We start from the raw sequence: 26,461 nt of genomic DNA on the forward strand, positions 1-26,461 counted from the left end.
GCCGGTGGGACCTCACGCCGTACCGGCATGCCGGTACCGGGCGTCGGTGGCTCGCAGATCGCGGGAGTCCGGCGATCGCATGGCGGGTCGGAGACCGTGCGCCGCTCGCGGTCGAGTTGTGCGACAGTCACGCCCGGGCGCGATACGCGCGGGCGTTCCACGGAGCCCACCGCACGGCCGGTGGTCCTGCGTCCGGCCGCGGAGCCTCCCGCGGGAACGGACCGGGGTACGCGGGTCGGGCCGACCGTGGCTGAACCGCCGGACGGGCACTGCCGCACTGCCCGGTGCTGTGGCACCTGCGACGATACGCCGATGTATCCGACGCCGCGCCCGAAGGGACGGGATTCACCCGCCCGGCGCGGACGGGTGGATCGGCTAGACTCGGGGCAGGCTTCCGGCGCGAGAGCGCCGGCGGGATCCGAATGAGACAGCGGATCGAGCGGCCCCGCGGCATCCACAGCCGCGGGGCCGCTTGTTTTCCTCACCCCTGCGGCAGCACCAGCTCCCCGTCGACGCGGACCGGGACGACCGGTGCCCCGTCCCGCAGCTCCGCCGGCAGAGCGTGCTCCGGCGCCTGCTGCCATGCGAGCGGACGCAGGAACCGGCGGATCGCGGAGGCGCCGACGGACGTGTGCAGCGAGTTGGTCGACGGCCACGGACCGCCGTGGTGCTGGGCCCAGCTCACGGCCACACCGGTCGGGTAGCCGTCGTACAGCACCCGCCCGGCGCGCGCCGCGAGCGCGGCCCGCGCGGCGGGCAGGTCCAGGTCGGTGGCGTCGCCCGTGAGGATGCTCGCGGTGAGCGACCCTTCCACCCGCTCGACGACGTCCACGGCCTCGGCCTCGTCCGCGTACCGCACGACGACGGCCAGCGGCCCGAAGCACTCCTCGACGAGCTCGGCCGTCAGCTCTGCGGCCGGGACCTCGAGCAGCGCCGGCCGCGTCGTCGTCCCCGTCCCGTCGGGCGCCCCGGTCCCCGGATCGGTCGATGCACGGGCCGCACCCTGCGCCCGGACGACGGCGTCGGCGGCCCGCGCCGTCAGCCCCCGCCTGTACGCGTCCGCCATGCCCGCCGTCAGGGCGGGCAGCGCGGGCGCCGCGTCGATCGCCCGCGCCACCGAATCGACCACCCGGTCGCCGTCCGCTCCCGCGGGTACCAGGACGAGCCCGGGCTTGGTGCAGAACTGCCCGCCGCCCTGGAGCACCGAGGCGGCGAGCCCCGCCCCGTACTCGTCCGCCCTGTCTCGCGCGGCGGTCGGCGTGACGAGCACCGGGTTGATGCTGCTGAGCTCCCCGTAGAACGGGATCGGCGCGGGACGGGCCGCCGCGGCGTCGGCCAGCGCACGCCCGCCGGCGAGCGATCCCGTGAACCCGGCCGCGCGGATCGCGGGGTGGGACACGAGGGCTACGCCCGCGTCGAAGCCGTGCACCAGGGCGAACGTGCCCTCGGGCGCGCCCGACGCCGCGACGGCCCGCTCGGCGAGCCGAGCCACGCGCTCCGACGTGGCGGAGTGTCCCGGGTGCGCCTTGACGACGACGGGGTTGCCCGCGGCGAGCGCCGAGGCCGTGTCGCCGCCCAGCACCGAGAACGCGAACGGGAAGTTGCTCGCCGCGTAGACCGCGACCGGGCCGAGGGACACCAGCATGCGGCGCAGGTCGGGGCGCGGGCCCATGGGGGTGGGGCCGGCGTGGTCGATCGTGGCCTCGAGGTAGGCGCCGTCGCGCACCACGCGGGCGAACGTCCGGAGCTGGTACGCCGTGCGGGTGAGCTCGCCGCCGAGCCGGTCGGGGCCGAGGGCGGTCTCGCGGTCGGCCTCGGCCACGAGCCCGTCCCGGTCGGCGTCGAGCGCGTCGGCGAGCGCCTCCAGGAGCCCTGCGCGCCGCTCGCGCGGCCACCCGGCGAGCGCGCCGGCCGCCTGGGCGGCGCGGCGGGCGACGGCGTCAAGTCCGTCCGGGGTGGTCTCCCGGACGGCGAGCTCCCGGATCGCGCTGGTCCGGGCGTCCCTGCTGGTCACGGGGCTAGCACTCGGTGTCGTCACATCCATCCCGTCGACCCGTCCCTCCGCACCGGGACCCTGCGCTCCCAGTGCACCCAGTCGTCGTGCGCCAGCGCCGACTCGTCGATCTCGATGCCCCAGCCGGGCCGGTCCGGCCGCAGCTCCAGGTGCCCGTCGACCGGTACGTACGGGTCGTGGCACCAGGAGACCTCGTCGAACTTGTACTCCAGGATCGAGAAGTTCCACGTCGCGGCCGCGAAGTGCACGTTGGCCGCCGTCGCGAGCGGCCCCAGCGGGTTGTGGGGTGCGACGGGGACGTCGTGCGCCTCGGCGAGCGTGGCGATCTTGCGCATCTGGGTGAGCCCGCCCACCACGCAGATGTCGGGCTGGACGATGTCGGCGCCCTGCACGTTCAGCAGGCCGAGGAACTCGTTCGGGGAGTAGAGCGACTCACCCGTGGCGAGCGGCACCGTCATCTCCGCGCGGATCCGGCCCCAGGCGGGCAGGTACTCCGGGCGGATCGGCTCCTCCAGGAACATCGGCTCGTCCGGGGCGAGCGCCGCGGCCAGGTCCACGGCCTGGCGCGGCTCCCAGAGGCAGCCGTGGGCGTCGAACGCGAACTCCCACTCCTCGGGATGGCTCGCCCGGATCTCGCCGAACCAGCGGCCGAGCTCGCGGGCGACCAGCCCGAACCGGGACCCCAGGTCGCGGCGGTAGGGGCTCAGCTTGAAGGCGTCCACGCCGTGGTTCTCGTGCAGCGCTGCCGTGCGGTCGCGCAGCTCGGGCACGTCAGGTGCGTCGTAGAGGCCCGCGTAGACGCGCACGCGGTCGCGCACGGCGCCGCCGAGGAGCTGATAGACGGGCACGCCGAGCCGCTTGGCGGCGATGTCCCACAGGGCGTGGTCCACCGCGGCGATGGCCGCCAGCCCCAGCGCCCCCTGCGGGAACCGGGCCGACTGGTGCAGGAGCTGGTTCACGTACGCGACGCGGGACGCGTCGATGCCCGCGATCTGGTCCGCGATGTACTCGATGATCGCGGGGTAGGCGAGGTCGGGGCCGTGGTTGTAGATCTCGGCCCAGCCGTCGATGCCGTCGTCGGTCGTGATCCGCAGCAGCACGCGGGGCCGGTTCCCGACCCGCTGCAGGTAGGTGGTGAGCCGGGCGATCGTCGTGCCGGTCATGCCGCAACCTTCCAGTCGTCGAGGATCCGCGTGATGGCGGCGCGGTCGGGCTCGGCCAGGGTGGTGCTGGGCGGCCGGACGGACCGGTCGCACAGCCCCATCTGGTGCATTGCCTCCTTGACCACGGAGACGTTGTCGGCGGACCGGTCGCGGGCCCGCAGCTGCTCGAACTCCCGGATGCGGCGCCAGACGGCGGCCGCGCGGGCGGCGTCGTCCTGCCGGAGCGCGTCCAGCAGGTCGAACGAGACGTCGGGCGCCACGTTGACCAGGCCCGAGGTGAACGCGCGCGCACCCGCCTGCCACGCCGACGGCGCGTACGACTCGGCGAGCCCGGCGATCCAGAGCAGGTCGGCGTCGGTGTCCTGCACCGTCTCGGCGAAGGCGACGGGGTCCGGCACGGAGTACTTGACCCCCACGACGTTGCCCGCCTGGTGCGCGAGCGCCGCGACGTCCGCCCCCCGGACGGCCGGGGAGCTGACGTACGGCAGGACGGCGAGGCCGGGCACCGCGTGCGCGACGGCTGCCACGTACTCGACCCAGCCCCGGCGCGACATGTAGGGGAGCACCGGCTGGTGCACCATGACCGCGTGCGCGCCGAGCTCGGCGGCCGCCTCGGCCTCGGCCCGCGCCGTGGCGGGGTCCAGCCCCACGCCCACGATGACGACCGCGCGGTCGCGGGCCACCTCGGTGACGGTGCGGGCGACATCGGCGCGCTCGCGCGGCGTCAGGGCGTAGAACTCGCCGGTGTTGCCGTTCGGGGTGATTGCGCCGAGCCCCGAGGTGATCAGGCGGTCGGCGAGCTGCCCGGTCAGGGCGAGGTCGACGCCGCCGTCGGGGGCGTAGGGGACGACGGGGATGCCGACGACCGTCCGCAGGCGTTCGACGACGTCGTGGTGCCCGGTCATGATGCTCCGTTCTGCTGGGGACTGTTCTGCTCGGGGCCGGCGTACTGCAGGGCGTCGGCCTGCTGCTCGACCGGCTTGATGCGCACCCACAGGCCGTAGATGGCGGCGCTCACGAGGCAGCTGATCGCGGCGAGGACGAGCGGCCAGAGGTAGGAGCCGCCGGACGCCGTCAGAGCCAGGCCGATCGCGATGGGGCTGATGAGGTTGCCGAGCTGCGAGCCGAAGTTCTGGAAGCCCGCCAGCGAGCCGACGCGCTCGGGGCTGGGGGAGACCTCGGCCGGCAGGCTGAGGATCGCGGCCCCGGCGAAGGAGTGCGCGGCGCTGGAGACGGTGAGGATCACCATGAGCACCACGTTGCTCTCCACGAACGGGCTGAAGCCGATGCACGCGCTGAGCACGAGGCCCGAGATGATCGGCACCTTGCGCGCGACGTTCGGCGAGAGTCCGGAGGCGAGCATGCGGTCGGAGACGATCCCGCCCAGCACCGTGGAACCGATGCCGATGACCGCGGGCAGGGCCCCGACCATGCCGAACTCCGCCTCGGTGAACCCGCGCTCGTTGAGCAGGTAGCTGGGGTACCACGTGAGGAAGAACGCCCCGGCGAGCGACCGGAAGACGTAGCCGAGCATCAGCGCCCAGGTCTGGTTGTCGCGCAGCAGCGCGCTCCAGCGCACCGGCTCCCCGCTGTGCCGCACCATCTCGGCCTGGTCGGAGCGGATGTGCTCCAGCTCCTCCGCGCTGACCCGCCTGTGGTTCTGCGGCGCGCGGTAGATGGCGAGCCAGCCGACGATCCACACCAGCCCCACGGCGCCGATCAGGATGAAGGTCCAGCGCCACCCGGCGAAGACGGCGATCGACGTGACGATCGGGATCGAGAGGGCCGAGCCGATCTGCTGGCCCATGTCGAACAGGCTGGACGCGAAGGCCCGCTCGCGGCGCGGGAACCAGGTGGAGACCACCTTGATGTTCGCGGGCTGCACGGGCGCCTCGCCGATCCCGAGGCCCAGCCGGAAGACGATCAGGCTCGTGACGCCGGTCGCGAAGGCGGTCAGCGCCGTCCAGACCGACCACCAGCCCACGGCGATCGGGTAGATGACGCGCGGGCCGAACTTGTCCAGGAGCCAGCCCGACGGCACCTGGAACAGCGCGTAGGTCCAGAAGAACGACGACAGCAGCACACCCTGCACGGCAGGGCTGATGTGGAAGTCCTCCGAGATGAACGGCAGCGCGACGCTGAGGGCGGCGCGGTCGAGGTAGGCGATCGTGAGCCCGAGCGCCGAGAACGCGACGATCGTCCAGCGCATCTGGCTGCGTCGCGCCCGGGCTGCGACGGGCGCAGGCTGCTTTGTACTATTGAGCATCGTTGCTCCTTCATCGAGTGACGTGCGTGCTCCGCCATGGAGCACTCGTTCCAGAGGTGCGGCCCGGGAACTTGGCGGTGAACGGGCTGCACCTCGCTTGCGTCGCCGCGCGTGCCGACGCCAGGCCCTCAGGCCCGCCGGCGCTCGCGGCGCGGGTCCTGCGGGTCAGGCGGTCGCACCTCCCAGGCGGAGCCGGTCGAGGAAGCCGGCGATGTGCCGGCGGGTCAGGTCCGCCGCGAGGTCGGCGTCGCCGGCCTCGGCGGCGGCAAGGATCTGTGCGTGCTCCTGCGCCTCGTCGCGCCAGCTCGGCTGCTTGGCCCAGGTGGTGACGGCGGCGAGCGCCGTCTGGTCCCGCAGCCCCTCCAGCATGCCGGTCAGGATCGTGTTGTCGGCCGCCGCCCAGAGCGCCGCGTGGAACGCGCGGTTGGCGAGGCTGCGCTGCGCCGGCTCGGTCACCTCGGCGGCCCGTTCCAGCGCCGCGCGCGCGGCGGCGGTGTCCATGCCGCGCAGCACGCTGCGCCGGGTCGCCTCGGGTTCGAGCAGCAGCCGGGTCTCGTAGATGGCGACGGCGTCGGCCTGCGTCAGCTCCCGCACACGCACCCCGACGTAGGGCCGCACGACGACAAGCCCGCTCATCTCCAGGGTCTTGAGCGCCTCGCGGACCGGGGTCTTGGACATCGCCAGCTCCTGGGCGAGCTCCGCCTCGACGAGCGCCTGCCCGGCGGCGAGCCGGCCGCTGAGGATGCCCTCCTTGATGGTCGCGAGCGCGTGCTCCGTCCGGGAGGGAAGGGCGATCGGGGCGGGGGGCGTCGTCGGCACGTCGTACATCATATATGACGCTCAGGTGTGCCTGGAACCCGAACCAGGGAGGTGCCGGCCGGGGCCGGAGGCATAGAACACGTGTTCGAGTAGAATGTTGTCATGTCCGTCCGCGAGGCCACGATCCTGCACGCCGACCTCGACGCGTTCTACGCGTCGGTCGAGCAGCTGCTGGACCCTGGCCTGCGCGGACGGCCGATCGCCGTCGGCGGCGGACCGCGCGGGGGAGTCGTGCTCGCGGCCTCGTACGAGGCCAAGGTCCACGGGGTGCAGGGCGGGATGCCCGGCTGGCGCGCAGCCGGGCTCTGCCCCGACCTCGTGTTCGTCCGGGGTCATTTCCGGGAGTACCAGCGGCTCGGCGATGCCGTGATGGCCGTCCTGGCGGACGTCACGCCGACGGTCGAACGGATCTCGATCGACGAGGCGTTCCTCGACGTGTCCGGTGCGACACACCTGTTCGGCCCGCCCGCGGCGATCGGGGCGCGGATCCGCGAACGCGTCCGTGCCGAGGTAGGACTACCCATCTCGGTCGGCGCCGCGCGCACCAAGCACCTCGCGAAGATCGCCTCCCAGGTGGCCAAGCCGGACGGCCTGGTCGTCGTCGACCCCGGCGCCGAGCGGACCTTCCTCGACCCGCTGCCCGTCCGCCTGATCTGGGGCGTGGGCCCCGTGAACGAGCAGCGGCTGGCCGACCTCGGCATCCGGACGATCGGTGAGCTGGCGCGTACCCCGTCGTCCGCGGTCGAGCACATCCTCGGGCACGCCGTCGGGCACAAGCTCAGCGCGATGGCGCAGGACGAGGACCCGCGCCGGGTCGTCACCAGCCGCCGCGCGCGCTCCGTGGGGGCGCAGTCGGCCCTGAGCCGACGCCGTCCGGAGCCCGACGACGTCCGGGCGGTCCTGGCGCACCTGTCCGACCGGGTCTCGCGCCGGCTGCGGGCCAAGGGGCGCGCGGGGCGCACGGTGACGGTCGCGGTGCGGTTCGCGGGCATGCACCGGGCGACGCGGTCCCTCACGCTGCCGGTGCCGATGTCCGCCACGCTCACCCTCACCGAGGTCGCGGTGCGGCTGGCCTGGTCCGCCATCGAGGACGCCGCGCCGTGCGAGATCACCCTGCTCGGCGTCTCCGTCTCGAACATCGCGGACCAGGGGGCGGTCCAGCTCGAGCTCGACCTGCAACCGCCCGACCCGTGGCGCCCCGGCTCCGCGCCGGGCGCGGCACGGAGCGCCGTCGACGAGTCGATGGACGCGATCCGGACGCGGTTCGGCGGGGACGCCGTCGGCTACCTCCCCGTGGTGCTGCGCCGGGCCGGCGCCGTGCCGGACGAGTTCCGCGAGCTCGCCGAGCACGACCTGTGAGCACGTCTCGTCCTGGACCACCGGGACGAGCGTGCCGTCGCGCGGCTACCGGAGCGCGTCGAGCATCTCCCGCGCAGCCCGTTCGCCGGACTCGACGGCGCCGTTGAGGTAGCCCTGGCTCTCGATCGAGGTGTGCTCGCCGGCGAAGTGACACGTGCCGACCGGTTCGGCCTCGACGCCGGCGAAGGTCGTGTACTGCCCGACGGCGTAGTAGGCGTACGAACCGCGGGTCCAGCGGTAGCCCGGCCAGTAGTCCAGGGACGCCGCTCCGGTCCACGTGGGTGGGACCTCCGGCAGCACCGGCGTGAGCTGCCCCAGGAACCGGCGGGCGTACCGGGTGGCCGAGGCGTCCGCGAAGTCGAGCGCCACGCGTCCGCCGGTGAAGTTCGTGAGGATGCCCCGGACACCGCGCTGGCCGAGCGTGGTGTCCCAGGTGGCCTGGTAGCCGGTGTCGGCGAACGTGTCCCCGTCGCAGCCGGCCTCCTGCCAGGCGCGCCGGTCGAACTGCAGCACGAGCTTGGTGTTCTGCCCCATCGGCAGGTCCGCGATGGCCGTGCGCTTGAGCTCCGGAAACCTGGCCCCGCGCAGGTCGACGCGGCGCAGCAGCGAGAACGGCAGGGCGAGCAGGAGCCGGTCGGCGACCACCGTGGTGCTCCTCCCGTGGCGGGTCAGGCTCAGCGCGTAGCGGCCGCGGTCGTCCCGCTCCAGCGCGGTGAGGGCGGTGCCGGTCACGATCTGGCCGGGCAGGGCCTCGGCCAGGCGGGTGACGACCTGGTCGTTCCCGCCGGCCACGTGGAACACCTCGTCGGACTCGCCGAACAGCTGCGGGTCCTCGGCCGTGGAGTAGCCGAAGAGGTTGATCAGGTTGAGCGACGACTGACGGTCGATCTCTGCGCCGTACTCGATCGTGTAGGCCACGTCGAGCAGCCGGCCGAGCCTGGAGGACGGGCCGCCGGGCACATAGGCGTCGATCCACTGCCGGATCGACATCAGGTCCAGCTCGCGGGCCCGGGCGGTGTGGTCGTGGTACAGGATCGGGAAGCCGGCGGCCTCGGCATCGCTCTGGGCCTGCGGCAGGATCTCCCGCAGGTCGTCACGGACCTCGTCGACCAGGTACGGCACGTCGTCGAAGAAGTAGAACGGCTCCGTGCCCGGCGGGGTCGCCTCCGCCCGGTTCTCGACGTCCAGGCCGAGCTCGTCGACCAGGTCGAGGATCGCGTTGTGCCCGGTGTCGATGAGCTCCCCACCGTGCTCGGAGACCTGGCCGTCGCGCCAGCGGCGGTTCGACCAGCAGCGGCCACCGATCCGGTCGGCCGCCTCGTAGACGGTCGCGCCGTAGCCGGCCTGCCTCAGCCGGTACGCCGCGGTCAGGCCGGCCAGGCCGGCGCCGACGACGACGATCCGCGGGTGCCGCCTGCCGGGTCCGGCCGCTGCCGCGACCCCGGGCGCCGTCGCGGCGAACCCGAGTCCGGCACCGGTCGCCAGGGACCCGCCCAGGAACTGGCGCCGGGTGAGCCCGCCGGCCTTCGGCGCGCGTCCGTGCGCGTCGATCCCGACGTCCCGCACCAACCTGCGCAGGGCCAGGTGAAGAGGAGTTCGCATCGCCGCATACCTCCGTCAGCTCACGGATGAGCGTACGACCGGCCCGGCCCCGGCACGACGTCGGTTTCGCAGTGTGCAAAACCGTCTCCGCCGTCGACCGCGACCGCTGCTCACTCCTGGGCGTGCAGCGCTGCCAGGATCCCCTCGCCGTAGCGGTCCAGCTTGGCCTGGCCCACGCCGCTGATCCCGCTCAGCGCGTCCAGGTCGCCCGGCCGCTCCGTCGCCACCGTGCGCAGCGTCGCGTCGTGGAACACCACGTAGGCGGGCACGCCCTGCTCCTTGGCCGCCGCAGCCCGCCAGGCGCGCAGCCGCTCGAACACCTCCTGGTCGGCGTCGGACAGCGCCACCGCGTCCGCCTTCGCGCCCCCGGACCGGGACGACCGGCGCGCCGCGCCCGCCGCCGGGGCAGGGTCGCGCCGCAGCCGCACCTCGCGCCGCCGGCCCAGGACGTCGCCGCTGGTCTCGGTGAGCAGCAGCGTGCCGTGGTTCGAGTCCACCTCCAGCAGGCCCTGCGCCAGGAGCTGGCGCGCCACGGACCGCCACTCGCCGTCCGACAGGTCCTCGCCCACGCCGAACACCGTGAGGCCGTCGTGCCCCCACTGCGTGATCTTGGGCGTGGCCTTGCCCCGCAGGATGTCGACCACATGGCCCACGCCGAAACGCTGGTTGCGCTCGCGGTCCAGCCGGAACACGGCGGACAGGAGCTTCTGGGCGGCGACGGTGCCGTCCCAGGCCTCGGGCGGGTTCTGACAGGTGTCGCACGCCCCGCAGTCCCCGGGGTGCTGCTGACCGAAGTAGCGCAGGAGCTGGGCGCGGCGGCACTCCACGGTCTCGCAGAGCGCCAGCATGGCGTCGAGATGGGACGACAGCCGGCGGCGGTGCGCGAGGTCGCCCTCGGACTCGGCGATCATCTTGCGCTGCTGGACCACGTCGGCCAGGCCGTATGCGAGCCACGCCGTCGACGGCAGGCCGTCGCGCCCCGCGCGGCCCGTCTCCTGGTAGTAGCCCTCGACGGACTTGGGCAGGTCGAGGTGCGCCACGAACCGCACGTCGGGCTTGTCGATGCCCATGCCGAACGCGATGGTCGCGACCATGACCACGCCGTCCTCGCGCAGGAACGTCGCCTGGTTGGCCGCGCGCACCGCCGCGGGCAGGCCCGCGTGGTACGGCAGGGCGCGGATGCCCTGGTCGGTGAGCTGCTGGGCGGTCTTCTCGACCGACGCGCGTGACAGGCAGTACACGATCCCGGCCTCGCCGGGGTGCTCGGTGCGCACCAGGTTCAGCAGCTGCCTGAGCGGGCTGTCCTTGGGCGCGACGCGGTAGGTGATGTTGGGCCGGTCGAAGCTGGCCACGAAGTGCCTGGCCTCTGTCAGGCCCAGGCGGTCCGCGATCTCCTCGCGGGTGTGCTGGGTGGCCGTCGCGGTCAGCGCGATGCGAGGGACGCCGGGCCACCGCTCGGCCAGCGCGCCGAGGCGCAGGTAGTCGGGGCGGAAGTCGTGGCCCCACTGGGACACGCAGTGCGCCTCGTCGATCGCGAACAGCGCGATGGTGCCCTGGTCGAGCAGCCGGGCCGTGGACTCGACCCCGAGGCGTTCCGGCGCGAGGTAGAGCAGGTCCAGCTCGCCCGACCGGTAGGCCTGCTCCACCTGGCGGCGCTGGTCCGCGTCCTGGGTCGAGTTGAGGAAGCCGGCGCGCACCCCGAGCGCCTCCAGGGCGTCCACCTGGTCCTGCATCAGCGCGATCAGCGGCGAGATCACCACGCCGGTGCCCTGCCGGACCAGGGCCGGGATCTGGTAGCACAGCGACTTGCCGCCGCCGGTGGGCATGAGCACGAGGGCGTCGCCGCCGTTCGTCACCGTCTCGATGATCTCCTGCTGTTCGCCGCGGAAGGCGTCGTAGCCGAAGACGGAACGCAGCACGTCGAGCGGCGTCGGCGCCAGGTCGAGCGCGGGTCCTGTCACGTCGAGCTCGGGCGAGGCGGCGTCCGGGTAAGTCATGGCCGCCAGTGTGCCAGGGGACGCTGACACGGGCGGGACGGGCGGACGGCGTGGCCCGTCACGCGGCCGGACCGCGGCGGCCCGGCGGCCCGACCTGTCAGCGCGGCGCGAGCTCGCGCAGGGCCGGCAGCGCCCGCTGCAGCATGGCGGTGGTCGCGGTCAGGCTGATCCGGAAGTGCCCGGCCCGGTCGAAGACGGTGCCGGGCAGCACGAACACGCCGCGCCCGGCGAGCGCGGTGACGAAGCCCGGCGCGTCGCCGCCCGGCGCGGCGCTCCACAGGTAGAACGTGCCCTCGGGCACGGTGAGGTCGTAGCCCGCCGCGCCGAGCGCGGCGACCATGAGGTCGCGGCGCCGCTGCAGCTCGCCGACGTCGATCGAGACGGTCTCCAGGGCCGGCACCGCGTACTGCATGAGGGCGTCGGGGAAGCCCCAGCCGAGCCCCATCTGCAGGGGGAGCAGAGCGGCGCGCAGCTCGATGCGCACGTCGTCGGGGATCAGGGGCGAGAGCGCGAGGTAGCCGAGGCGCTGTCCGGGCGCGAGCAGGACCTTGCCGTAGCTGTAGTCGACCAGGGTCCACGGGTAGCACTCGGCCGGGCTCGTGAAGCCCACGCCGTCGAACCGGATCCTGCGGTACGGCTCGTCGGACAACAGCCAGATCCGGCGGCCGGCGCGCGCCGACGCGGCGTCGAGCACGCTCGCGAGCTCGACCAGCCGGTCCCGGGCGTAGACGCGGCCGGTCGGGTTGGCGGGGGAGTTCACGACGACGACGCGGGTGCGCGGCGTGATCGCCCGGGCGACGGCCTCGACGTCCAGGTCGAACCCGTCTGCGCTCAGCGGCGCCCGGACCGGCACCAGGTTGGCCGCTTGCAGCATCGGGGCGTAGAACCAGCCGGGCTCGGGGATCACCACCTCGTCCCCGGCGTCGGCCACGAGCCGGAACGCCAGCGCGATGGCGCCGAACGCGCCCTGCGTCATGGCCACGTCGTCCGAGTCGAAGGGGAGGCCGAGCTCGCCGCGCAGCCCCTCCGCGATCGTCTCCCGCGCGGGGGCCAGGCTGGTCTTGTAGGCGAACCAGTCCACGGCGCGGGGCTCGAGGTTGGTGCGCAGGGCGTCGACGAGGCCTCGCAGCGGCATCTCGTGCGGGTCGCCGAACGTCAGGTCGACGACGTCGCGCTGGCCGTCCATCGCGCGCAGCGAGACGAAGAAGGACGTGACGGGCTCGATGGCGTCCTGCGTCGCTCTGGCCCGGTCGGACAGCTCCATGCCGCGGCTCCTCTCGCGAGATGCGGCCGCCCCCGATGTTCCTCATGATGCCCCCGAACCGCCGGGCACACACGGTGGGCCGCTCGGCGTGTCGTGCGGCGTGGCGAGCCTTGCCGACCCCGTCCTGTCTACCGGAGCCGGCCCAGCTCCCCGGGCAGCAGCGCGAACGTCCGCTCGTGCGCGGCGCGGGCGTGGCGGGTCATGTACCCGGCTACCGGCCAGGGGGCCGTCACCTCGGTCGTCTCCGTGAGCAGGGCGCCGTCGCCCGACGCCGTCGCCCGGGTGACCGTGCGCAGCGTGCAGCCCGGCGCGGCGCGCACGGACGACGTCAGCACATCGTCTTCGGCACGCACCATGCGGGCCGGGAAGCGGATCGTGTACCGCAGCGGACCGAGCCGGGGCCGCTCGACGACGTGCCAGTCCTGCCACGGCCCGTCCGGGCCGGCGCCGCTCGCGACGACGTCGGCGGACACCAGGTAGGGGTGCAGGCCGCGATGCCGGGTGAGGTCGGCCAGGAAGTCGATCGCGGCGTGCGGGTCGACGGGGACGGAGGCGGTGAGCTCGAACCTGAGGGTGGTCACGCGAGGATTGTGGCGCACGAGCGTCCGGGGCCGGTCGGGCGCCGACCCGTCGGACGCGACCCGTCACGCCCGGCGCAGGTCGTCGTAGGTGGCCAGGGGCACCAGCCCCGCCGCGGCCGCCGCGATGTCGCGGTCGCCCGCCACCAGGACGTCGGCCTGCAGCGTGGCCACCGCGAGGTACTCGGCCTGGCCGGTGTCGTGCCAGCCGAGCTGCCGGGCGACCTTCCACGCGGTCGCGCGCGAGACCCGGTCGCCGAGCAACCGGACCTTGAGCGTGGCGACCCGTTCGAGCAGCGCCCGCGCCGTCTTCTCGTCCAGCAGCCCCGCGTCGGTGTCGCGATAGAGGATCGACATGGCATGGCTGCGCAGCGCCGCCGGCGCGACCAGCGGCACGTGGGCGCCCGCCGCGGGGTCCTCGCGCACCAGGCGTACCGCGGTGACGGCGTCGATCGCGAACCGCGTCCTCCGGCTCGTGTCGTCCCGGTCCGATCTGTTCATGGGTCCAGGAAACACCCGACCGCTGACACTCGTCCGACGGGACGGTCACGCATCGGGGAGCTCGCCGGTCAGGTGGGTAGGAGTGAAGCGCGAGATCCCCCGGCGCGCGGCGGATCGCGACGGACGACGAAGGGTGGCGGACAGGATGAGCGACATCGTGCAGCGGGAGACCGTGCGCAGGGACGCGGCGCGGGGAGAGATCGCACCCAGGGCAGTCGCGATCCAGCCGGGAACGGCCGAGCCAGGCTCGGTCCGCGTGCGCGCCTACAGCGGGGGCGTGCTCGTCGCGGACGCCGACCCGCCGCTGCTGGTCTGGGAGCACCGCTTCTACCCCCAGTACTTCTTCGCCCCCGCCGAGCTGAGGGCCGGGCTGCGTCCTGCGGGCCCCGGTCGCCGGTCCCGAAGCCTCGGGCCCAGCGAGCTGTTCGACGTCGTCGTGCCGGACGGCGCGGCGGGGGAGCGGGTGCTGCCCGGCGCCGCCCAGCGCTACCCGCAGGCCCCGCTCGCGGCCCTGCGGGACGCGGTGACGCTGGACTGGTCGGCCCTCGACACCTGGCTCGCCGAGGAGGAGGTGATCCACACCCACGCGCGCGACCCGTACGTGCGGGTGGACGCGATGCCGTCGAACCGGCACGTCCGGGTGGTTGCGGGCGGTGAGGTGGTCGCCGAGTCGCGCCGGCCGGTCGTCCTGGTCCAGTCCGGGCAGCCGCCGCGGTACTACCTGCCGCAGGTCGACGTGCGGATGGACCTGCTCACGCCCACCGACACGGTGAGCTACTGCGCGTACAAGGGCACGGCCGCCTACTGGACGGTCCGCGTCGGCGACCTGCGGCTGCGCGACGTCGTCTGGGGCTACGACACCCCGCTGCGCGAGGGGCTGCGGATCGCCGGGATGGTCTGCTTCTGGCAGGAGAAGAACCCGGACCTGGAGGTCTGGGTCGACGGCGAGCGGGTCGGCCGGTCCTAGGCCGCTCGGCTCTGGCAGGGGGCGCGGCAGGGTCGCCGCAGCATCGCCGCAGGGCCGCCGCGGAAAAACCGGCGAGATCGGCGGTCCGTTCCGTCAGGATGGCCGGCATGGACGAGGTGGAGGTCGTCGTCGCCCACAGCCAGCGCGCGACGCTGCGCGTGGGCGACGTGTTCCTGAAGGTCGACGGCGATCCGGCGCACGCGGACGTCGAGGTGCGGGCGATGGCGATGGCGCCGGTACCGACCCCGGCGATCCTCTGGCACGAGCCGCCCGTGCTCGCGATCGCCGCGGTGCGGGGCACGGCGCTCGGCGTCCTCGGCGAGCCGTCCGCCGCGTCGTCGGCGGCGTGGGCCGCGGCGGGTGCCGCGATCCGGAGGCTGCACGACGCGCCGCTGCCGCCGTGGCCGGGCCGCAGGCCGGCCGACGTCGCGGCGGAGCTGGAGCGCGAGTGCGCCTGGCTGCTCGACAACGCCGTCCTGCCCGCCGAGGTGGTCCGGCGCAACCGCGAGATCGCGCAGCTGGCGCTCCGCCCGTGGCGGCCGGCGTTCGTCCACGGCGACCTGCAGATCACGCACGTGTTCGTCGACGGCGACGAGGTCACCGGCGTCATCGACTGGTCCGAGGCCGCGCCGGGCGACGCCATGTTCGACCTCGCCATCCTGACGCTCGGGCACGAGGAACGCCTGGACGACCTGCTCGCCGGCTACGGCCCCGGCGCCGACCGCGACGTGATCCGCGCCTGGTGGTCGCTGCGCAGCCTGACGGCGGCGCGCTGGCTGGTCGAGCACGGCTTCGACCCGGACGCGCCGGGGTGCGAGTTCGACGTGCTCAGGTCCCGGATGCGGGAACCGTAGGGCCGGCACGGGAGGTCCGGTCCGGAAATCGGGGGGTCCTGGCCGGACTCGGGCGGCGCGGACCGTCGACCCCTGGGCAGCATGGACACCGCAGTACCTGAGACCCGCTGGCCGCGCCGGGGACCGGGACCTCGCGGCGGACCTGGGGGTGCACACGTTCCTCGACCTGGGCGCCGGGGAGCTGGATCAGGCGGGCGACGTGGACCTGGTGCTCGACGTCATCGGCGGCGAGGTGCTGGAACGCTCGACCGGGCTGGTGCGCCCGGGCGGCACCGTCGTCACCATTGCGGCGCCGCCCACCGTCCACCCGAGGGACGGACGGGCGATCTTCTTCGTCGTCGAACCCGACCGCGCCCGGCTGGTCGACCTCGCCGAACGGGTCCGCGCCGGCCGCCTCAAGCCCGTGGTCGGGGTCGTGCGGCCGCTGTCCGAGACGGCGGCCGCGTTCGCCGGACGGCGCGTACCTGGCAAGACGATCATCGAGGTCGCCGAGGGGGAGTGACGGCGCCGTCGGCCTCCCGGCGGCTCGGTGCCCGATCGCTCGGTGCCTGATCGCGCATCGCCTGGTTACCGAGGACGATCGCGAGCGCGAGCCGCTCCGCGTCCTCGGTGCCGGGCTCGCAGGAGTAGACCATGATCCGCAGGTCGTCCCCGGCGACCACGAGGGTGTCGCAGTCGATCCGGATGCGTCCGACCTCGGGGTGGTCGACCGTCTTCAGCTTCGCCGGTGCCTCCTGCGCGGTCAGGTCGATCGCCTCCCAGAGCCGCACGAACTCGGTGCTGCGCGTCCGGAGCTCCGCCACGAGGCGGCGGATGCGTGGGTCCCCGGGGTATCGCGTCGCCGTCAGCCGCAGGTCGGCCACGAGGTTCGCCACCAGGTCTGCCTCCTCCTGCGGCGAGTGGACCACGCGTGAGGCAGGCCCGAGCAGGTGCCGCCAGACCGCGTTGCGCTCCGGCCCGCGCCACGCGGTGGTTCGGCCCATGAGGGCGTCGTAGGCGGCGTTGGCGGTCACGAGGTTCCACATGGCGTCGAAGATCACCACGGGGTGCCCGTCGAACCGGTCGAGCAGCCGCTGCACGCTGGGGGTGATGCGGGTGGAGACCAGGCCGCGCCCCGGCGCGGTCAGCCCGGCGAGCCGGAACAGCAGCTCGCGCTCGGGCTCGCTGAGCCGCAGGCCCCGGGCGAGCGCCTCCACGACCTGGTCCGACGGCGCGGTGGCCCGCCCCTGCTCCAGCCGCGTGAGGTAGTCGACGGAGATGCCGGCGAGCTGGGCCAGCTCCTCGCGGCGCAGCCCCGCGGCGCGCCGCCGGGCGCCGACCGGTATCCCGGCCGCGTCGGGCGACACGCGGTCGCGCCAGTGTCGTATCGCAGGTCCGAGCTCCATCGCTCCAGTCTGCGCTCCGCCCGCGTACTTGTGGTGGCCCTGCCGGTCCTACGACAACCCGACGACTGCCCCGCGCCGCCCTGCCGACCCACGATGACGGCATGACGATCTCGACCACCGGAACCGTGCTCATCACCGGACCGACCAGCGGCCTCGGCCGTTCCGCCGTGCAGGCCATGGCGAACCGCAGCCCGCAACGCCGTCCCGACCTGCTCCTGGTGGGGCGGCCCGGCCCGCGGCTCGACTCGATCACCGCCGAGGCGCGGGCAGCGGGCGCCACCGCCCATGCCATCGGGGCCGACCTGGCGAGCCTGGCCGACGTGCGCGCGGCCGGGAAGACCGCAAGGAGCCTCCTGGACGACGGCGAGGTGCGGCCGCTGCACGCGGTCATCGGCAACGCCGGGGTGTCCGTGGTGGACACCCGCACCGCCTCCGTGGACGGTTACGAGCTGACCTTCGCCGTCAACCACCTGGCGCACGCCCAGCTCGTGCGCGACCTGGCGGGTGCGCTCGCGGCTCCGGCCCGGATCGTGCTGCTCGGGTCCAACACGTACTACCTGAACACCCCGCGCCGTCTGCTCGGCGTGCCGCCCGCAATGTGGCGCGACCCGCTGGACCTCGCGCGGCCGGCGGACGCCGGTTCTGAGCCCGGCACCCGCGACGCGGGCATCGCCTACTCGAACTCGAAGCTCGCGATCCTCTACTACGCGCACGAGCTGCAGCGGCGCCTGCCCGACGGCGTGGCCGTGTCGGTGTTCGAGCCGGGATTCATGCCCGGCAGCGGCCTCTCGCGGGGGCACGGGCCCGCGCTGCAGCGGGTCGGACGCGCGATCGGGCGCATCCCCGGCGTCTCCACCCCGGAGCGGTCGGGGCCCCTGCTGGCGGCCGTGGCCCTCGACGAGCGCTGGGCGCACCTGCGCGACGGCGCGTTCGTGGTCAAGACCGCCGAGCGCGAGGTCGAACCGTTCGCGCGGGACCGGGAGCGCGAGGAGCGGCTGTGGGAGGCGACGGAGCAGCTCCTGGGCTGATGCGCCGGGCGCCGGCGCCCGGTCCGGGCTGCCCCGCGCCGGTGTTCGGGCTGGACCTGGGCCGCCCGTCCGCAGAGCGGCCCAGGTCACACGCTTTTCGATTCGGACCCGACCCGTTCTGCGTGCTATGTTTTTCCACGCACCGGGAAGGCGGAAACGCCAGGAACGGTCCACCTGTCCGGGTGGCGGAATGGCAGACGCGCTAGCTTGAGGTGCTAGTGCCCTTTATCGGGCGTGGGGGTTCAAGTCCCCCTCCGGACACTCACTATTCACTCCCTGGTGTGGCCAGGGGTGACATGCCGAGCACGATCTTCGACGCCGCGGCGTCGAAGTCGACCCGAACGCCGAGCGCCTCGTCGAGGCCTCGGCGTTTCTTGTCCGTGGCGCGTCGCAGCACCTCGAGGGGCTGCGCTCGCCGACGATGGTCACCCCGGGTCAGCGGATGCTGCGACGCACTGCCTCCGGGATCGGGGTGTCTCCGCCGTTGAGCTCGAGGATCTGCCGGCCGATCCGCGGCTCGTGCACCAGCGCGGCCAACGTCTCGGCGACGTCCGCCCGGGGAATCTGGCCGTGCAGCTCCGCCGGGCCGAGTGACACCCTGCCCGTTCCGGGCTCGTCGGTGAGCAGGGACGGGCGCAGGATCAGCCAGTCCAGGTCGCTGCGGGCAACCGCGACGTCCGCCTGCTTCTTCACGGCGAAGTAGTACTCCTCCTCGTCGCTGAGGCTGCGCTCCCGCCACGACTCCGGGAGCACCGACACCAGCGCCAGGCGCCGCAGGCCGGCGCGGCGCATCGCCTCGATCGTCTTGTCGACCCCGTCACCGTCGACGGCGCGGGTCACCTCGGCGGCGCCGCCGTTGGATCCCGCTGCGAACAGGACGGCCTCGGCGTCCGCGAACGTGGACGCGAGCTCCGCCGAGGTCATCCGTGCGATGTCACCGACGACCGTCTCGATCCCCTGGGCAGCGAGAGCATCCCGCTGCCCACCCCGGCGCACGAGGCCACGCACCTGATCGCCCCGATGCTGCAGCGCACTGGCGAGCAGCGTTCCGGTCCTGCCCGCGATCCCGATGACGAACACGTTCACCGCCAGCTCACTTCCCTCCGCCTGGTGCCCGCTGACGGGCATCCGAACCCTCTTGTCCGGCCTGACGGCCGGGCTCGGCGACCTGGCGGGTACCGCCGTGCCGAGCCCGACCGGTCAGACCGCGAGCTGCTTCTTCAGGGCCTCGACGTCGTGGACGTTGGACATCTGCACGAACTTTCCGTCGCGGACCTTGTACATGGCGATCTCGTCGATCTCGATCCGAGCACCTGTGGGAGCCACACCGAGCCATTCCTTGGTGGGTGTGCCGTGGTTGACGGAATGGCAGGACAGGGTCCCGCCGTCCGCGTCGATCACGACTTCCTTGATCTCCCAGTTAATGTCGGGAACCGCGTCGGCGATGCCCTTGAGCGCCGCGACGACGTCCGCCCGGGTGGCGGGCTGGCCGTGCGAGATGATCGTCTCGGCGACGAACTCGTCCATGCGGTCGAACTCGTGGGCGTTGAGCGCCTCGGTGTAGCGGTCGTAGAACTCGCGGATGTTGAAGTCGGACATGACTGCCTTTCCTGCCCGGTGTCCGGGCCCTGTGTGTTTCGCCTGCGCCGTCGATGCTGCCGGAGTGCGGTCGTAAGATCCATGACGCAGAGTTCTTTACATATCGTCCAGGGCGATCGTCAGGGGAGCCTGATCGTCAGTGCGTCCGGCGCGGCGGTGAGTGATGCCCGGATCAGGGTGCAGAGCTCCGCCCGGGTCGCCGTCGCCTCGGCGTCGGGTGACGACCGCCAGGTGTCGACGGCGGCTCGGTGGCCGGCGATCGCGACGGCGCACACGAAGCGGGCCGAGAGGTCCGCTCCGGGCGCGTCGGCCAGCCGCGCCGTGATCGCGTCGACCACCTGCTGTGTCAGGCGCTCGCACACCAGCATGCCCGCGGCGTCGATCGCCGGGTGGGTGCCGCTCAGACGGGCGCTGAGCACCGCGAGGCGTTCCCACCCGGGTGGCATCCGCTCGACGCGCTCGACGAGCGCGTCACCCAGGACCTCCAGCAGCGGCCCGCTGCGGGCGAGCACCTCGTCGAGACCGTCGATCAGGGTGCGCCAGACGTCGTTCAGCGGGGTCAGTGCGAGGTCTTCCTTGCCCGCGAAGTAGCGGAAGAAGCTCCGCTTGGACACCTCGGCCTGGTCGCACAGCCAGTCGACGGTCACCGCGTCGTACCCACGCTCGGCGAAGGCCGGCAGTGCGATCTCCACCAGGCGCTGCCGGCTCCGCGCGATGCGCCTGCTGCGGAGCGTGCCTGTGCCGGGCTGCGTCGTCATCGGGCCATCATAGCGAACTGGCACTCAGTGGCAGTTGGCATACAGTTGCGGCATGCTCGCATGGACGGTCGACCACTCGTCACCCAGCCACCTCAGCCTGCGCGAGGTGCCCGACCCGGTACCCGGACCGCACGACGCCGTCATCCAGGTGCTCGCCTTTGCGCCGAACCACGGCGACCTCGAGGCGCTGCCGGGCCTGCCGGACGGCATGATCCCCGGCTGGGACGCGGCGGGCGTCGTCGTGGCCGAGGCGCTCGACGGGACGGGCCCGCGCCTCGGCCAGGTGGTGGCATCGCTGGGGGTGGACAGCGCCTGGGCGCAGCGTCGGCTTGTGACCGCAGAGTCCGTGGGAGTCGCCCCCGACGGCGCCGACCCGAACCTCACCAGTGTCGTGCCCGTCGCGGCCACCAGTGCACTGCGCGGGCTGCGCCGCCTCGGCCCGCTCCTCGGCCGCCGTGTGCTGGTGCTCGGCGGGACCAGCGCTGTGGGGCTGTTCGCCGTCCAGCTCGCCGCCCGCAGCGGTGCCGAGGTCGTCGCTACCACGCGGAACCGCGCCGCGCGGCGCCGGCTGGTCGAGCTCGGTGCGCGTGAGGTGATCGCCGCGCCGTCCGACCTGGGCCAGGACGTGTCCGGTGTGCTCGACCTGTTGGGCGGCTCCCACCTGGTGGAGGCGTTCGCCCGGCTGGCACCGGGCGGCACGCTCGTCGCGCTGGGGCACGCGGCCGGGCAGGAGGAGCGCTTCGGGTACGGGGCCCTGTTCGGTGACGCCGGCCGCCACGACCGGTCCCTGACGACGTTCTTCCTCGGGGCCGAGACCGATCTCGGCCCCGACATGGCGTGGCTCGCGACCGAGATCCACGAGGGCCGCCTCGACCCCGTGGTCGCGGCCGTCCGACCGTGGCAGGAGCTGCCGGACGCTTTCGCCGCCGGCGCGGGGCGGACGCACGGCAAGGTCGTCCTGACCGTGGGCTGAGGCAGACGCCGTCCGCTTCCTACCTACAGGTGGTCCGTGTAGAAGCCGGCCAGGCGGTCGACGGCGGCGTCGACGTACTCGGGTACGTCGTACATCTCGTAGTGGCCGGCGCCTTCGACGACCATGAGGTCCACGGGGTTGGGTGCCAGCTTCCAGAGCTGCATGCCGGACTCGTAGGAGCCGGTGTTGCCGATGCGCCCGGCGAGGACGACCTGCAGCGGCTGCGTCATGAGCTGATCGACCAGATGGAACGCGTCATAGCCCAGGAGCAGGGCGTCGCCGCGCGAGAGGCGACGGTTCGTCGCATGCTCGCTGCCGCCCCGTTCGGTGCGGTAGTACGTGATCGCCTGGGTCGTGTCGAGATCGGTGACGCCGGCCGCCGCGGCGTCCTCCAGGGTGTCGGGCAGCCAGTTCTCGCGGGTCAGCTCGCCGGTGCGGTTCTCCTCGGTGCGAGCTTCGGCCATCGCGTCGAGGCCGGCCGCCGGGCCGTCCGGCTGGAAGCCGCGGAACGACGTGCCCATGTTGCCGGGGACGACCGTGCCGACGGCCTTGATGCGGTGGTCGGTGCGAGCGGTGTGCACCGCGTAGCCGCCGCCGGCGCAGATGCCGAGCACGCCGATGCGCTGCGGGTCGATGCCGGGCAGCGTGCCGAGCGTGTCGATCGCGTAGGAGATGTCCTCGCCACGGCGGTAGGGGTCCTCGAGGTCGCGCGGCTCGCCGCCGCTCTGCCCCTGGTGGGCGGGGTCGAACACGAGCGCTGCGATGCCCCGGGCGGCCAGCCGGGCGGCGTAGTTCGCGCCGATCTGTTCCTTGACGCTGCTGCCCGGCGTCGAGAGCACGACGGCGCGCAGGGCGGACCCCTCGGCCGGGAGGCTGTCGGGGAGGTAGAGATCGGCCGCGAGCTCGATCGGCCCGCGGGGGATCGTGAGGTGCTGAAGCATCGGTGGAGAACCTCTCGCGTCGGTTTCGTTCCATGATGTTTTAGTCCGAAGTGACAGGTAGTACAGTATGGAACTAATTCCACGGTAGCACCCGATCAGGAGGTCGTATGCCGGTCGACGCCGCGCAGCTCTGGACGCTGAACCACCGCCTGCTCACCGTCGTGCTCGACGCCTGCAGCGCCGAGCTGGCCGAGCTCGGCCTGGAGGCGAAGGAGTTCTTCGTGCTCGCCGAGGTGGCCGCGTCCCCGTACCCGGCCGAGCTGGCGGCGAGGCTGGTGATCCCCAAGGCGAGCGTGACGGTCTACGTGCGCAATCTCGTCGCCAAGGGGTTCATGCGCCGCGAGATCGACGACACGGACCTGCGGCGGCACCGCCTCGTGCTCACGGACGACGGCGTGGCCGCGCGGGACCGCGCCTTCGCGGCGCTGGCGAGGGCGTTCGACCGGAGGTTGGCGGCGATCGCGCCCCAGGACCGTGCCGAGCTGCAGCGGATCCTGCTCGCGCTGCTCGAGCCGGCCCCGGAGGCGACCTCGTGAGCGACGTCCCGCTGCCGTCCGGGCCGTGGACCGAGCACGAACTGGCTCAGCTCGACGACTCGGAGCTGATCCGCGTCGCAGCGGCCCGTGCGGACGGAACGCTGCGGCCCCTCGTGACCGTCGGGCACGTCCGCCTCGGCCAGGACGAGCTCATCCGCTCGCTCCACGGCACCAGCGGTGCCTGGTACCGAGCTGCGGTGGCCTCCGGCCGAGGCGAGATCGAGATCGGTGGCCTACGCGTCGCGGTCGCGTTCCTGCCCGACCACGGGCGTGAGGCGGACGTCGACCAAGCGCTGCGCTCCCGCTACGGCGACGACGCCGGCGTCCGCCGGATGACACGCTCGCCGGCACGCGACGCGACTCTGCGGGTGGTCCCGCTGAGAACCGGCGTGTGAACCTCGCACCGAAAGGTCTGCCGCGATCGGTGGACGCCGCCTTGGGGTGCCGCCAAGCTCGATCGGCGCATACGCCGGGCGCGACATACCATATTGGTGTGTGGACCGCAATTGTGATTCTGCTGGTGATCTGGGCGGTGCTGGCCGTCGTCGGGTTCGTCTTCGAAGGACTCTTGTGGCTGGCCGTGGTCGGACTCATTCTGTTCGTGGGCACGTTGATCATTGGGATCATTCGCCAACGGATTCGTCGTAGCGGCTGAACTGCTCGTCGTCCGGCCAGAGCACCGAGGCCCGCGGTTCTCGCCGGCCCGGATGCTCACTCGAAGCGGACGCGCTCTGCCTCGGCCTTCACCCTGGCCGCACGTGCCGCTTCGGCCTGGCCCCATCGAAGACGCTCGTCGTCGCGCCGCTCGCGCTCCGCGACGACCTGCTGATCGATCTCACGGAGGACCCTGGCGATCTCGGTGGCGAGTCCGCCGACCAGCATCGCCAGGTTCGTGTGCGCGATCTCCAGCCGGCGGTCCGCGACTTTCAGGGATACGCCCTGGTAGCCGCGTTCGGCGAGCATCGCCGTGACGCTCGGAGCCTCGATCAGGGCGCGCTCCTCAGCGGAGACCTGACGGGAGAAGACGGCCGTGACCAGGTACCGTTCCGGCTCGTCGTCCGTACCCAGCTCATGCGGAAGAGCGGAATCCAGCACGCCGCGCAAGAAGAGCCCACTTCTTGCGGGTTCGGTGTCAGGAGCCTTGGTGCTGCGCGGGATGTCCGGCTCGAATCCGCCGTCGTCGTCCCACTGCGCTCTCGAGGCGTCCTCGTCGGGAGCCGGAGTCTTCTGCTGTGTCGACGAAGCGTCTCGAGCGGCCTCGTGCGGGCCGCTTTCGCTCTCACCCACACTTTGATCGTACTCCCGGGTGCGAACCGGGCGGCGCCCGGAGCGGGCACGCGCTGACCACCGAGCTGATCGATTCCTGCTGCAGTTCGTCGGCATCTGGAACAACTTCCTGCTGCCGTTCATCATGCTCTCCGACCAGCGGCTCTACCCGATCACCCTCGGGCTGTACACGTCCCTGTCCCGAGGCGCGGGGGATTCGGACCTATACCCGCTGGTGATCACGGGCTCGGCCGTGTCGGTGGTGCCGCTGATCGTGATGGTGCTGCTGCTCCAGCGGTTCTGGCGCGCCGACCTGCTGGCCGGAGGCCTCAAGGGGTGAGCCGGGGGCTCAGAGGTGGAGCCGCTCGTCCAGCCAGTCGAACATGCGCTGCTCGGTCAGCTCACGGGCGAGCGGCTGGCAGTGGGAGGCGGCCCCCTCGTCCTGGGTGAAGCGGGCGAGCGTGGCGCCGGGCACCAGCTTCGCCAGCTCCGCCGACTGGGGGAAGAACTGGTCGCCGTCGGGGTCTGTGACCAGCAGCGGCGTCGTGATGCGGGCGCCGAGCTCGGGCGTGAGCGCGTACCGGGAGACCTCGTCGAGCACGGCGGAGTAGCCCTCGACCCCGTACGGACGGGCGCGGAAGGCCCAGGTCTCCCGCGCGGCCCGGCCGCCCGGCAGCCGCATGCCCAGGCGCATGTCGCGGTCGAACTTCTCCTTGTGGCCCTTCCGGTACTCGTCGAGCACGGCATGCGGGATGTTGGACAGCCAGGACCGGCCGACGTCGACGACGCCGCCGTCGGCGACCGCCGCCGCGAACCGGTGCTCGAACGCCAGGGCCCGCGGGACCCAGTACCCGCCCTGGCTGACGCCGTAGACGGCCACCCTGTCCTGGTCGACGTCGTCGCGGGTGGCCAGGTGGTCGACGACGGGGGTGAGCACGTTCTCCCAGTCGGGACGGAACGGGACGCCGCGCTCGAAGAGCATCGACTGCTGGCCCGGCCCGTCGAACAGCAGCACGGCGTACCCGCGCTCCAGCGCGCCCTCGGCGCCCTGGCACCACAGACCGCTGACCGACCCGTCGCTGCCGTTGTTCATCACCAGCACCGGCCGCGGTTCCCCGGAGAGGTCGGGTCGGAAGAACCACCCGGGCATGCTCGATCCGTCGTAGGGGATGGTGACGGCCTGCGCCGGCCACCGGCCGTGCGCGACGAAACCCTCCCAGGCTGCCCGGTGCGCCCGGAAGGTGGGTAGGTGGTCTGCGGTGTCGTCGTCGAGCCCGTCGATCGCCTCGACGGCGACGGCCAGGTAGTTCGCCGCGCGCAGGAACGCGCGCGCCGCGCTGACGGTGTGGCCGGTGTCGGCGCACCGCTGGGCCTGCCGGGCCACGTCGCGCCCCAGTGCCTCCCACGCGGCGAACCACCCGCGGTGATCCTTGGGTTTGACCCGGGCGATCGTCGCGAGCACCTCGCCCGGCTCGGAGCCGCCGCGGGCGGCTCTGCCGAGGATCGAGCGGACCTCGTAGTCCCACCCGCCCTCGTAGAAACCTGCGGTGTAGACCTCGTGCGAGCGGGTGCCGTGCCGGTCCAGGTGGTCGACGGCGAGCGCTTCGGTGGTGTCGGAGACGGCCATGAACTCGTTCCCCTTGATGGGCTCTTGAACGATGGGCTGGAGACCGGCTGGGCGGACGGGCCGATGGGCCGGCCTGATTGCAGACTAGGTCGCGGCTTGGCCCGGCGCTCCCGCTCCGGGCAGTCTCACCCGCTCGCCAACGCCTCCGCCTCGGCCGGCCGCCTCGAACTCCGACGACCGCACACCGAAAATCCGGCAGTCTGCTGCCGTTCATCGGCGTCTTCGCCGGGTCAACCGAGTCGGCGGTTCAGTCCTTCTTCGCAGCGGACACGTCGACGCATACGATTCCCTCGTTGCCGTCCTGGTCGGCAATCACGGTGAGCATGGGCGCGTTGCTGTCGTCGACGATGGTCCCGCCTGCTGCGACGGCGGCGGCGATCCGTTGCTCGGCAACCTCGGGCGCCACATAGACCTCGATGTGGAACCGCTGACGCGAGGGCTTCTGCTTGTCGGCGTCCCCGAACCACAGGTTCGGTACCCGTCCCGTGGCGTCCCGGATCTCGTCGCCGGGGGACCCGCGGCCCTGGGAGTCGGCGCTTCCGGTCAGCAGCGCGGCCCAGACCGGGGCGATGGTCGCGGAGTGCGCCGTGTCGAGGCCGAGCTCGATATGGCTGACCGAGACCGGCTCGGCGTCGATCTTGTGGTCGGCGGCGATCTCGGTGATCCGTCGCGCGAGGTCGACGTCCTGCTGGGTCACCCATTCGACGACGTGTTCGGTGCCCTCGCCGTCGCGGTAGATGGCGTCGTCGCTGATCAACGTGAAGTCGACGTACCCATGACCGATCGATACGCGCGGGTGGTGGCCCAGTGCGTCGCCCGCCTCGCCCGTCGCGGCGACGAACCGTGCGCCGGTGCCGAAGTCGTCAACCACGTAGCGGGCATGCAATCCCTGGGCCAGCTTGCGCCAGTCGGTCAGGTCGGCTGCCGCGATCTGGTCGCCCGTCAGCATGTCCATGAACGGTGA

The 26,461-nt window shown here is 72.9% G+C and carries 28 protein-coding genes and 1 tRNA gene; 11 read left to right on the forward strand and 18 right to left on the reverse strand.

Annotation, left to right across the window (positions count from 1 at the left end; genetic code table 11):
• Positions 1-481: 481 nt before the first annotated feature.
• The 5 genes from QRN56_RS14745 to QRN56_RS14765 form a co-directional block, all read right to left on the reverse strand.
• Positions 482-2,014, reverse strand: a complete 1,533-nt coding sequence (locus QRN56_RS14745) for an aldehyde dehydrogenase family protein (protein ID WP_285104469.1) — start codon at positions 2,012-2,014, stop codon at positions 482-484.
• Positions 2,015-2,034: 20 nt separating this feature from the next.
• Complete coding sequence (locus QRN56_RS14750) at positions 2,035-3,177, reverse strand: mandelate racemase/muconate lactonizing enzyme family protein (RefSeq protein WP_285104470.1); 1,143 nt, start codon at positions 3,175-3,177, stop codon at positions 2,035-2,037.
• Complete coding sequence (locus QRN56_RS14755; protein WP_285104472.1) at positions 3,174-4,082, reverse strand: dihydrodipicolinate synthase family protein; 909 nt, start codon at positions 4,080-4,082, stop codon at positions 3,174-3,176. Before QRN56_RS14755 ends, QRN56_RS14750 begins: the two co-directional genes overlap by 4 nt.
• Positions 4,079-5,443, reverse strand: coding sequence for an MFS transporter (locus QRN56_RS14760; RefSeq protein ID WP_285104474.1), 1,365 nt, complete (start codon positions 5,441-5,443; stop codon positions 4,079-4,081). The genes QRN56_RS14755 and QRN56_RS14760 overlap by 4 nt, the downstream gene beginning before the upstream one ends.
• A gap of 165 nt (positions 5,444-5,608) precedes the next feature.
• Positions 5,609-6,271: a GntR family transcriptional regulator gene (locus tag QRN56_RS14765; RefSeq protein ID WP_285104854.1), complete on the reverse strand. Its 663-nt coding sequence runs from the start codon at positions 6,269-6,271 to the stop codon at positions 5,609-5,611.
• 93 nt (positions 6,272-6,364) lie between these two features.
• Here QRN56_RS14765 and dinB point away from each other — a divergent pair, with 93 nt between their 5' ends.
• Positions 6,365-7,621 (forward strand): DNA polymerase IV, encoded by a 1,257-nt coding sequence (gene dinB, locus QRN56_RS14770; RefSeq protein ID WP_285104475.1) that lies wholly within the window; start codon positions 6,365-6,367, stop codon positions 7,619-7,621.
• A gap of 45 nt (positions 7,622-7,666) precedes the next feature.
• Here dinB and QRN56_RS14775 read toward each other — a convergent pair whose 3' ends face one another.
• The 5 genes from QRN56_RS14775 to QRN56_RS14795 all read right to left on the reverse strand — a co-directional run bounded on the left by QRN56_RS14775 (position 7,667) and on the right by QRN56_RS14795 (position 13,563).
• A complete protein-coding gene (locus QRN56_RS14775; RefSeq protein ID WP_285104476.1) occupies positions 7,667-9,223 on the reverse strand; it encodes a flavin monoamine oxidase family protein in 1,557 nt (518 codons plus the stop codon).
• A 110-nt stretch (positions 9,224-9,333) separates the two neighbouring features.
• Complete coding sequence (gene recQ / locus QRN56_RS14780) at positions 9,334-11,220, reverse strand: DNA helicase RecQ (protein WP_285104478.1); 1,887 nt, start codon at positions 11,218-11,220, stop codon at positions 9,334-9,336.
• A 97-nt stretch (positions 11,221-11,317) separates the two neighbouring features.
• Complete coding sequence (locus QRN56_RS14785; protein ID WP_285104479.1) at positions 11,318-12,484, reverse strand: aminotransferase class I/II-fold pyridoxal phosphate-dependent enzyme; 1,167 nt, start codon at positions 12,482-12,484, stop codon at positions 11,318-11,320.
• Between the two features lie 128 nt (positions 12,485-12,612).
• On the reverse strand, positions 12,613-13,065 hold the full coding sequence (locus QRN56_RS14790) for an SRPBCC family protein (protein WP_285104480.1): 453 nt from the start codon (positions 13,063-13,065) through the stop codon (positions 12,613-12,615).
• Positions 13,066-13,128: 63 nt separating this feature from the next.
• Positions 13,129-13,563: a hypothetical protein gene (locus QRN56_RS14795; protein WP_285104481.1), complete on the reverse strand. Its 435-nt coding sequence runs from the start codon at positions 13,561-13,563 to the stop codon at positions 13,129-13,131.
• Between the two features lie 145 nt (positions 13,564-13,708).
• Between QRN56_RS14795 and QRN56_RS14800 the strand changes: the two genes are divergently transcribed.
• The 3 genes from QRN56_RS14800 to QRN56_RS14810 all read left to right on the forward strand — a co-directional run bounded on the left by QRN56_RS14800 (position 13,709) and on the right by QRN56_RS14810 (position 15,886).
• Positions 13,709-14,530 carry a DUF427 domain-containing protein gene (locus tag QRN56_RS14800; protein ID WP_285104483.1) on the forward strand — a complete coding sequence of 274 codons (822 nt, stop codon included), beginning with the start codon at positions 13,709-13,711 and terminating at the stop codon, positions 14,528-14,530.
• A 107-nt stretch (positions 14,531-14,637) separates the two neighbouring features.
• Entirely contained in the window at positions 14,638-15,384 is a 747-nt protein-coding gene (locus QRN56_RS14805) for a phosphotransferase family protein (RefSeq protein ID WP_285104485.1), read from the forward strand.
• Positions 15,385-15,532: 148 nt separating this feature from the next.
• Positions 15,533-15,886 (forward strand): zinc-binding dehydrogenase, encoded by a 354-nt coding sequence (locus QRN56_RS14810; protein WP_285104487.1) that lies wholly within the window; start codon positions 15,533-15,535, stop codon positions 15,884-15,886.
• On the opposite strand, the gene QRN56_RS14815 is transcribed toward QRN56_RS14810, so the two are convergent.
• Positions 15,861-16,769, reverse strand: a complete 909-nt coding sequence (locus QRN56_RS14815) for a helix-turn-helix transcriptional regulator (RefSeq protein ID WP_285104489.1) — start codon at positions 16,767-16,769, stop codon at positions 15,861-15,863. The two genes, QRN56_RS14810 and QRN56_RS14815, sit on opposite strands and share 26 nt — an antisense overlap.
• A gap of 101 nt (positions 16,770-16,870) precedes the next feature.
• Between QRN56_RS14815 and QRN56_RS14820 the strand changes: the two genes are divergently transcribed.
• Together QRN56_RS14820 and QRN56_RS14825 are read left to right on the forward strand one after the other, a co-directional pair.
• Positions 16,871-17,797 (forward strand): SDR family NAD(P)-dependent oxidoreductase, encoded by a 927-nt coding sequence (locus QRN56_RS14820; RefSeq protein ID WP_285104490.1) that lies wholly within the window; start codon positions 16,871-16,873, stop codon positions 17,795-17,797.
• A 176-nt stretch (positions 17,798-17,973) separates the two neighbouring features.
• A tRNA-Leu gene (locus QRN56_RS14825) sits at positions 17,974-18,058 on the forward strand.
• A 174-nt stretch (positions 18,059-18,232) separates the two neighbouring features.
• On the opposite strand, the gene QRN56_RS14830 is transcribed toward QRN56_RS14825, so the two are convergent.
• From QRN56_RS14830 to QRN56_RS14840, 3 genes are all read right to left on the reverse strand, one after another.
• Complete coding sequence (locus QRN56_RS14830) at positions 18,233-18,925, reverse strand: NAD(P)H-binding protein (protein WP_285104492.1); 693 nt, start codon at positions 18,923-18,925, stop codon at positions 18,233-18,235.
• Positions 18,926-18,997: 72 nt separating this feature from the next.
• On the reverse strand, positions 18,998-19,396 hold the full coding sequence (locus tag QRN56_RS14835; protein WP_285104493.1) for an ester cyclase: 399 nt from the start codon (positions 19,394-19,396) through the stop codon (positions 18,998-19,000).
• 119 nt (positions 19,397-19,515) lie between these two features.
• Positions 19,516-20,154, reverse strand: a complete 639-nt coding sequence (locus QRN56_RS14840; protein ID WP_285104495.1) for a TetR/AcrR family transcriptional regulator — start codon at positions 20,152-20,154, stop codon at positions 19,516-19,518.
• Positions 20,155-20,206: 52 nt separating this feature from the next.
• Between QRN56_RS14840 and QRN56_RS14845 the strand changes: the two genes are divergently transcribed.
• The gene (locus QRN56_RS14845) at positions 20,207-21,127 is read left to right on the forward strand and encodes a zinc-binding dehydrogenase (protein WP_285104496.1); all 921 of its coding nucleotides are present in this window, start codon (positions 20,207-20,209) and stop codon (positions 21,125-21,127) included.
• Positions 21,128-21,150: 23 nt separating this feature from the next.
• On the opposite strand, the gene QRN56_RS14850 is transcribed toward QRN56_RS14845, so the two are convergent.
• Positions 21,151-22,068, reverse strand: a complete 918-nt coding sequence (locus tag QRN56_RS14850) for an alpha/beta hydrolase (protein ID WP_285104498.1) — start codon at positions 22,066-22,068, stop codon at positions 21,151-21,153.
• A gap of 107 nt (positions 22,069-22,175) precedes the next feature.
• Between QRN56_RS14850 and QRN56_RS14855 the strand changes: the two genes are divergently transcribed.
• The 3 genes from QRN56_RS14855 to QRN56_RS14865 are packed head-to-tail and all read left to right on the forward strand — an operon-like array spanning position 22,176 to position 23,259.
• Positions 22,176-22,604 carry a MarR family winged helix-turn-helix transcriptional regulator gene (locus QRN56_RS14855; RefSeq protein ID WP_285104500.1) on the forward strand — a complete coding sequence of 143 codons (429 nt, stop codon included), beginning with the start codon at positions 22,176-22,178 and terminating at the stop codon, positions 22,602-22,604.
• On the forward strand, positions 22,601-22,999 hold the full coding sequence (locus tag QRN56_RS14860; protein WP_285104502.1) for a DUF2255 family protein: 399 nt from the start codon (positions 22,601-22,603) through the stop codon (positions 22,997-22,999). Before QRN56_RS14855 ends, QRN56_RS14860 begins: the two co-directional genes overlap by 4 nt.
• Positions 22,996-23,259 (forward strand): hypothetical protein, encoded by a 264-nt coding sequence (locus QRN56_RS14865; protein ID WP_285104872.1) that lies wholly within the window; start codon positions 22,996-22,998, stop codon positions 23,257-23,259. Before QRN56_RS14860 ends, QRN56_RS14865 begins: the two co-directional genes overlap by 4 nt.
• 56 nt (positions 23,260-23,315) lie before the next feature.
• On the opposite strand, the gene QRN56_RS14870 is transcribed toward QRN56_RS14865, so the two are convergent.
• Positions 23,316-23,891 (reverse strand): hypothetical protein, encoded by a 576-nt coding sequence (locus QRN56_RS14870; RefSeq protein ID WP_285104504.1) that lies wholly within the window; start codon positions 23,889-23,891, stop codon positions 23,316-23,318.
• Between the two features lie 19 nt (positions 23,892-23,910).
• On the opposite strand from QRN56_RS14870, the gene QRN56_RS14875 reads away from it, so the two are divergent.
• A complete protein-coding gene (locus tag QRN56_RS14875) occupies positions 23,911-24,210 on the forward strand; it encodes an ABC transporter permease family protein (protein ID WP_285104506.1) in 300 nt (99 codons plus the stop codon).
• A gap of 9 nt (positions 24,211-24,219) precedes the next feature.
• On the opposite strand, the gene QRN56_RS14880 is transcribed toward QRN56_RS14875, so the two are convergent.
• A complete protein-coding gene (locus QRN56_RS14880) occupies positions 24,220-25,497 on the reverse strand; it encodes an alpha/beta hydrolase family protein (RefSeq protein WP_285104507.1) in 1,278 nt (425 codons plus the stop codon).
• 247 nt (positions 25,498-25,744) lie between these two features.
• Positions 25,745-26,452 carry a 4a-hydroxytetrahydrobiopterin dehydratase gene (locus tag QRN56_RS14885; RefSeq protein WP_285104509.1) on the reverse strand — a complete coding sequence of 236 codons (708 nt, stop codon included), beginning with the start codon at positions 26,450-26,452 and terminating at the stop codon, positions 25,745-25,747.
• Between the last annotated feature and the right edge of the window lie 9 nt (positions 26,453-26,461).

Source organism: Promicromonospora sp. MEB111 (assembly GCF_030209445.1).
Classification (GTDB): Bacteria; Actinomycetota; Actinomycetes; order Actinomycetales; family Cellulomonadaceae; genus Promicromonospora.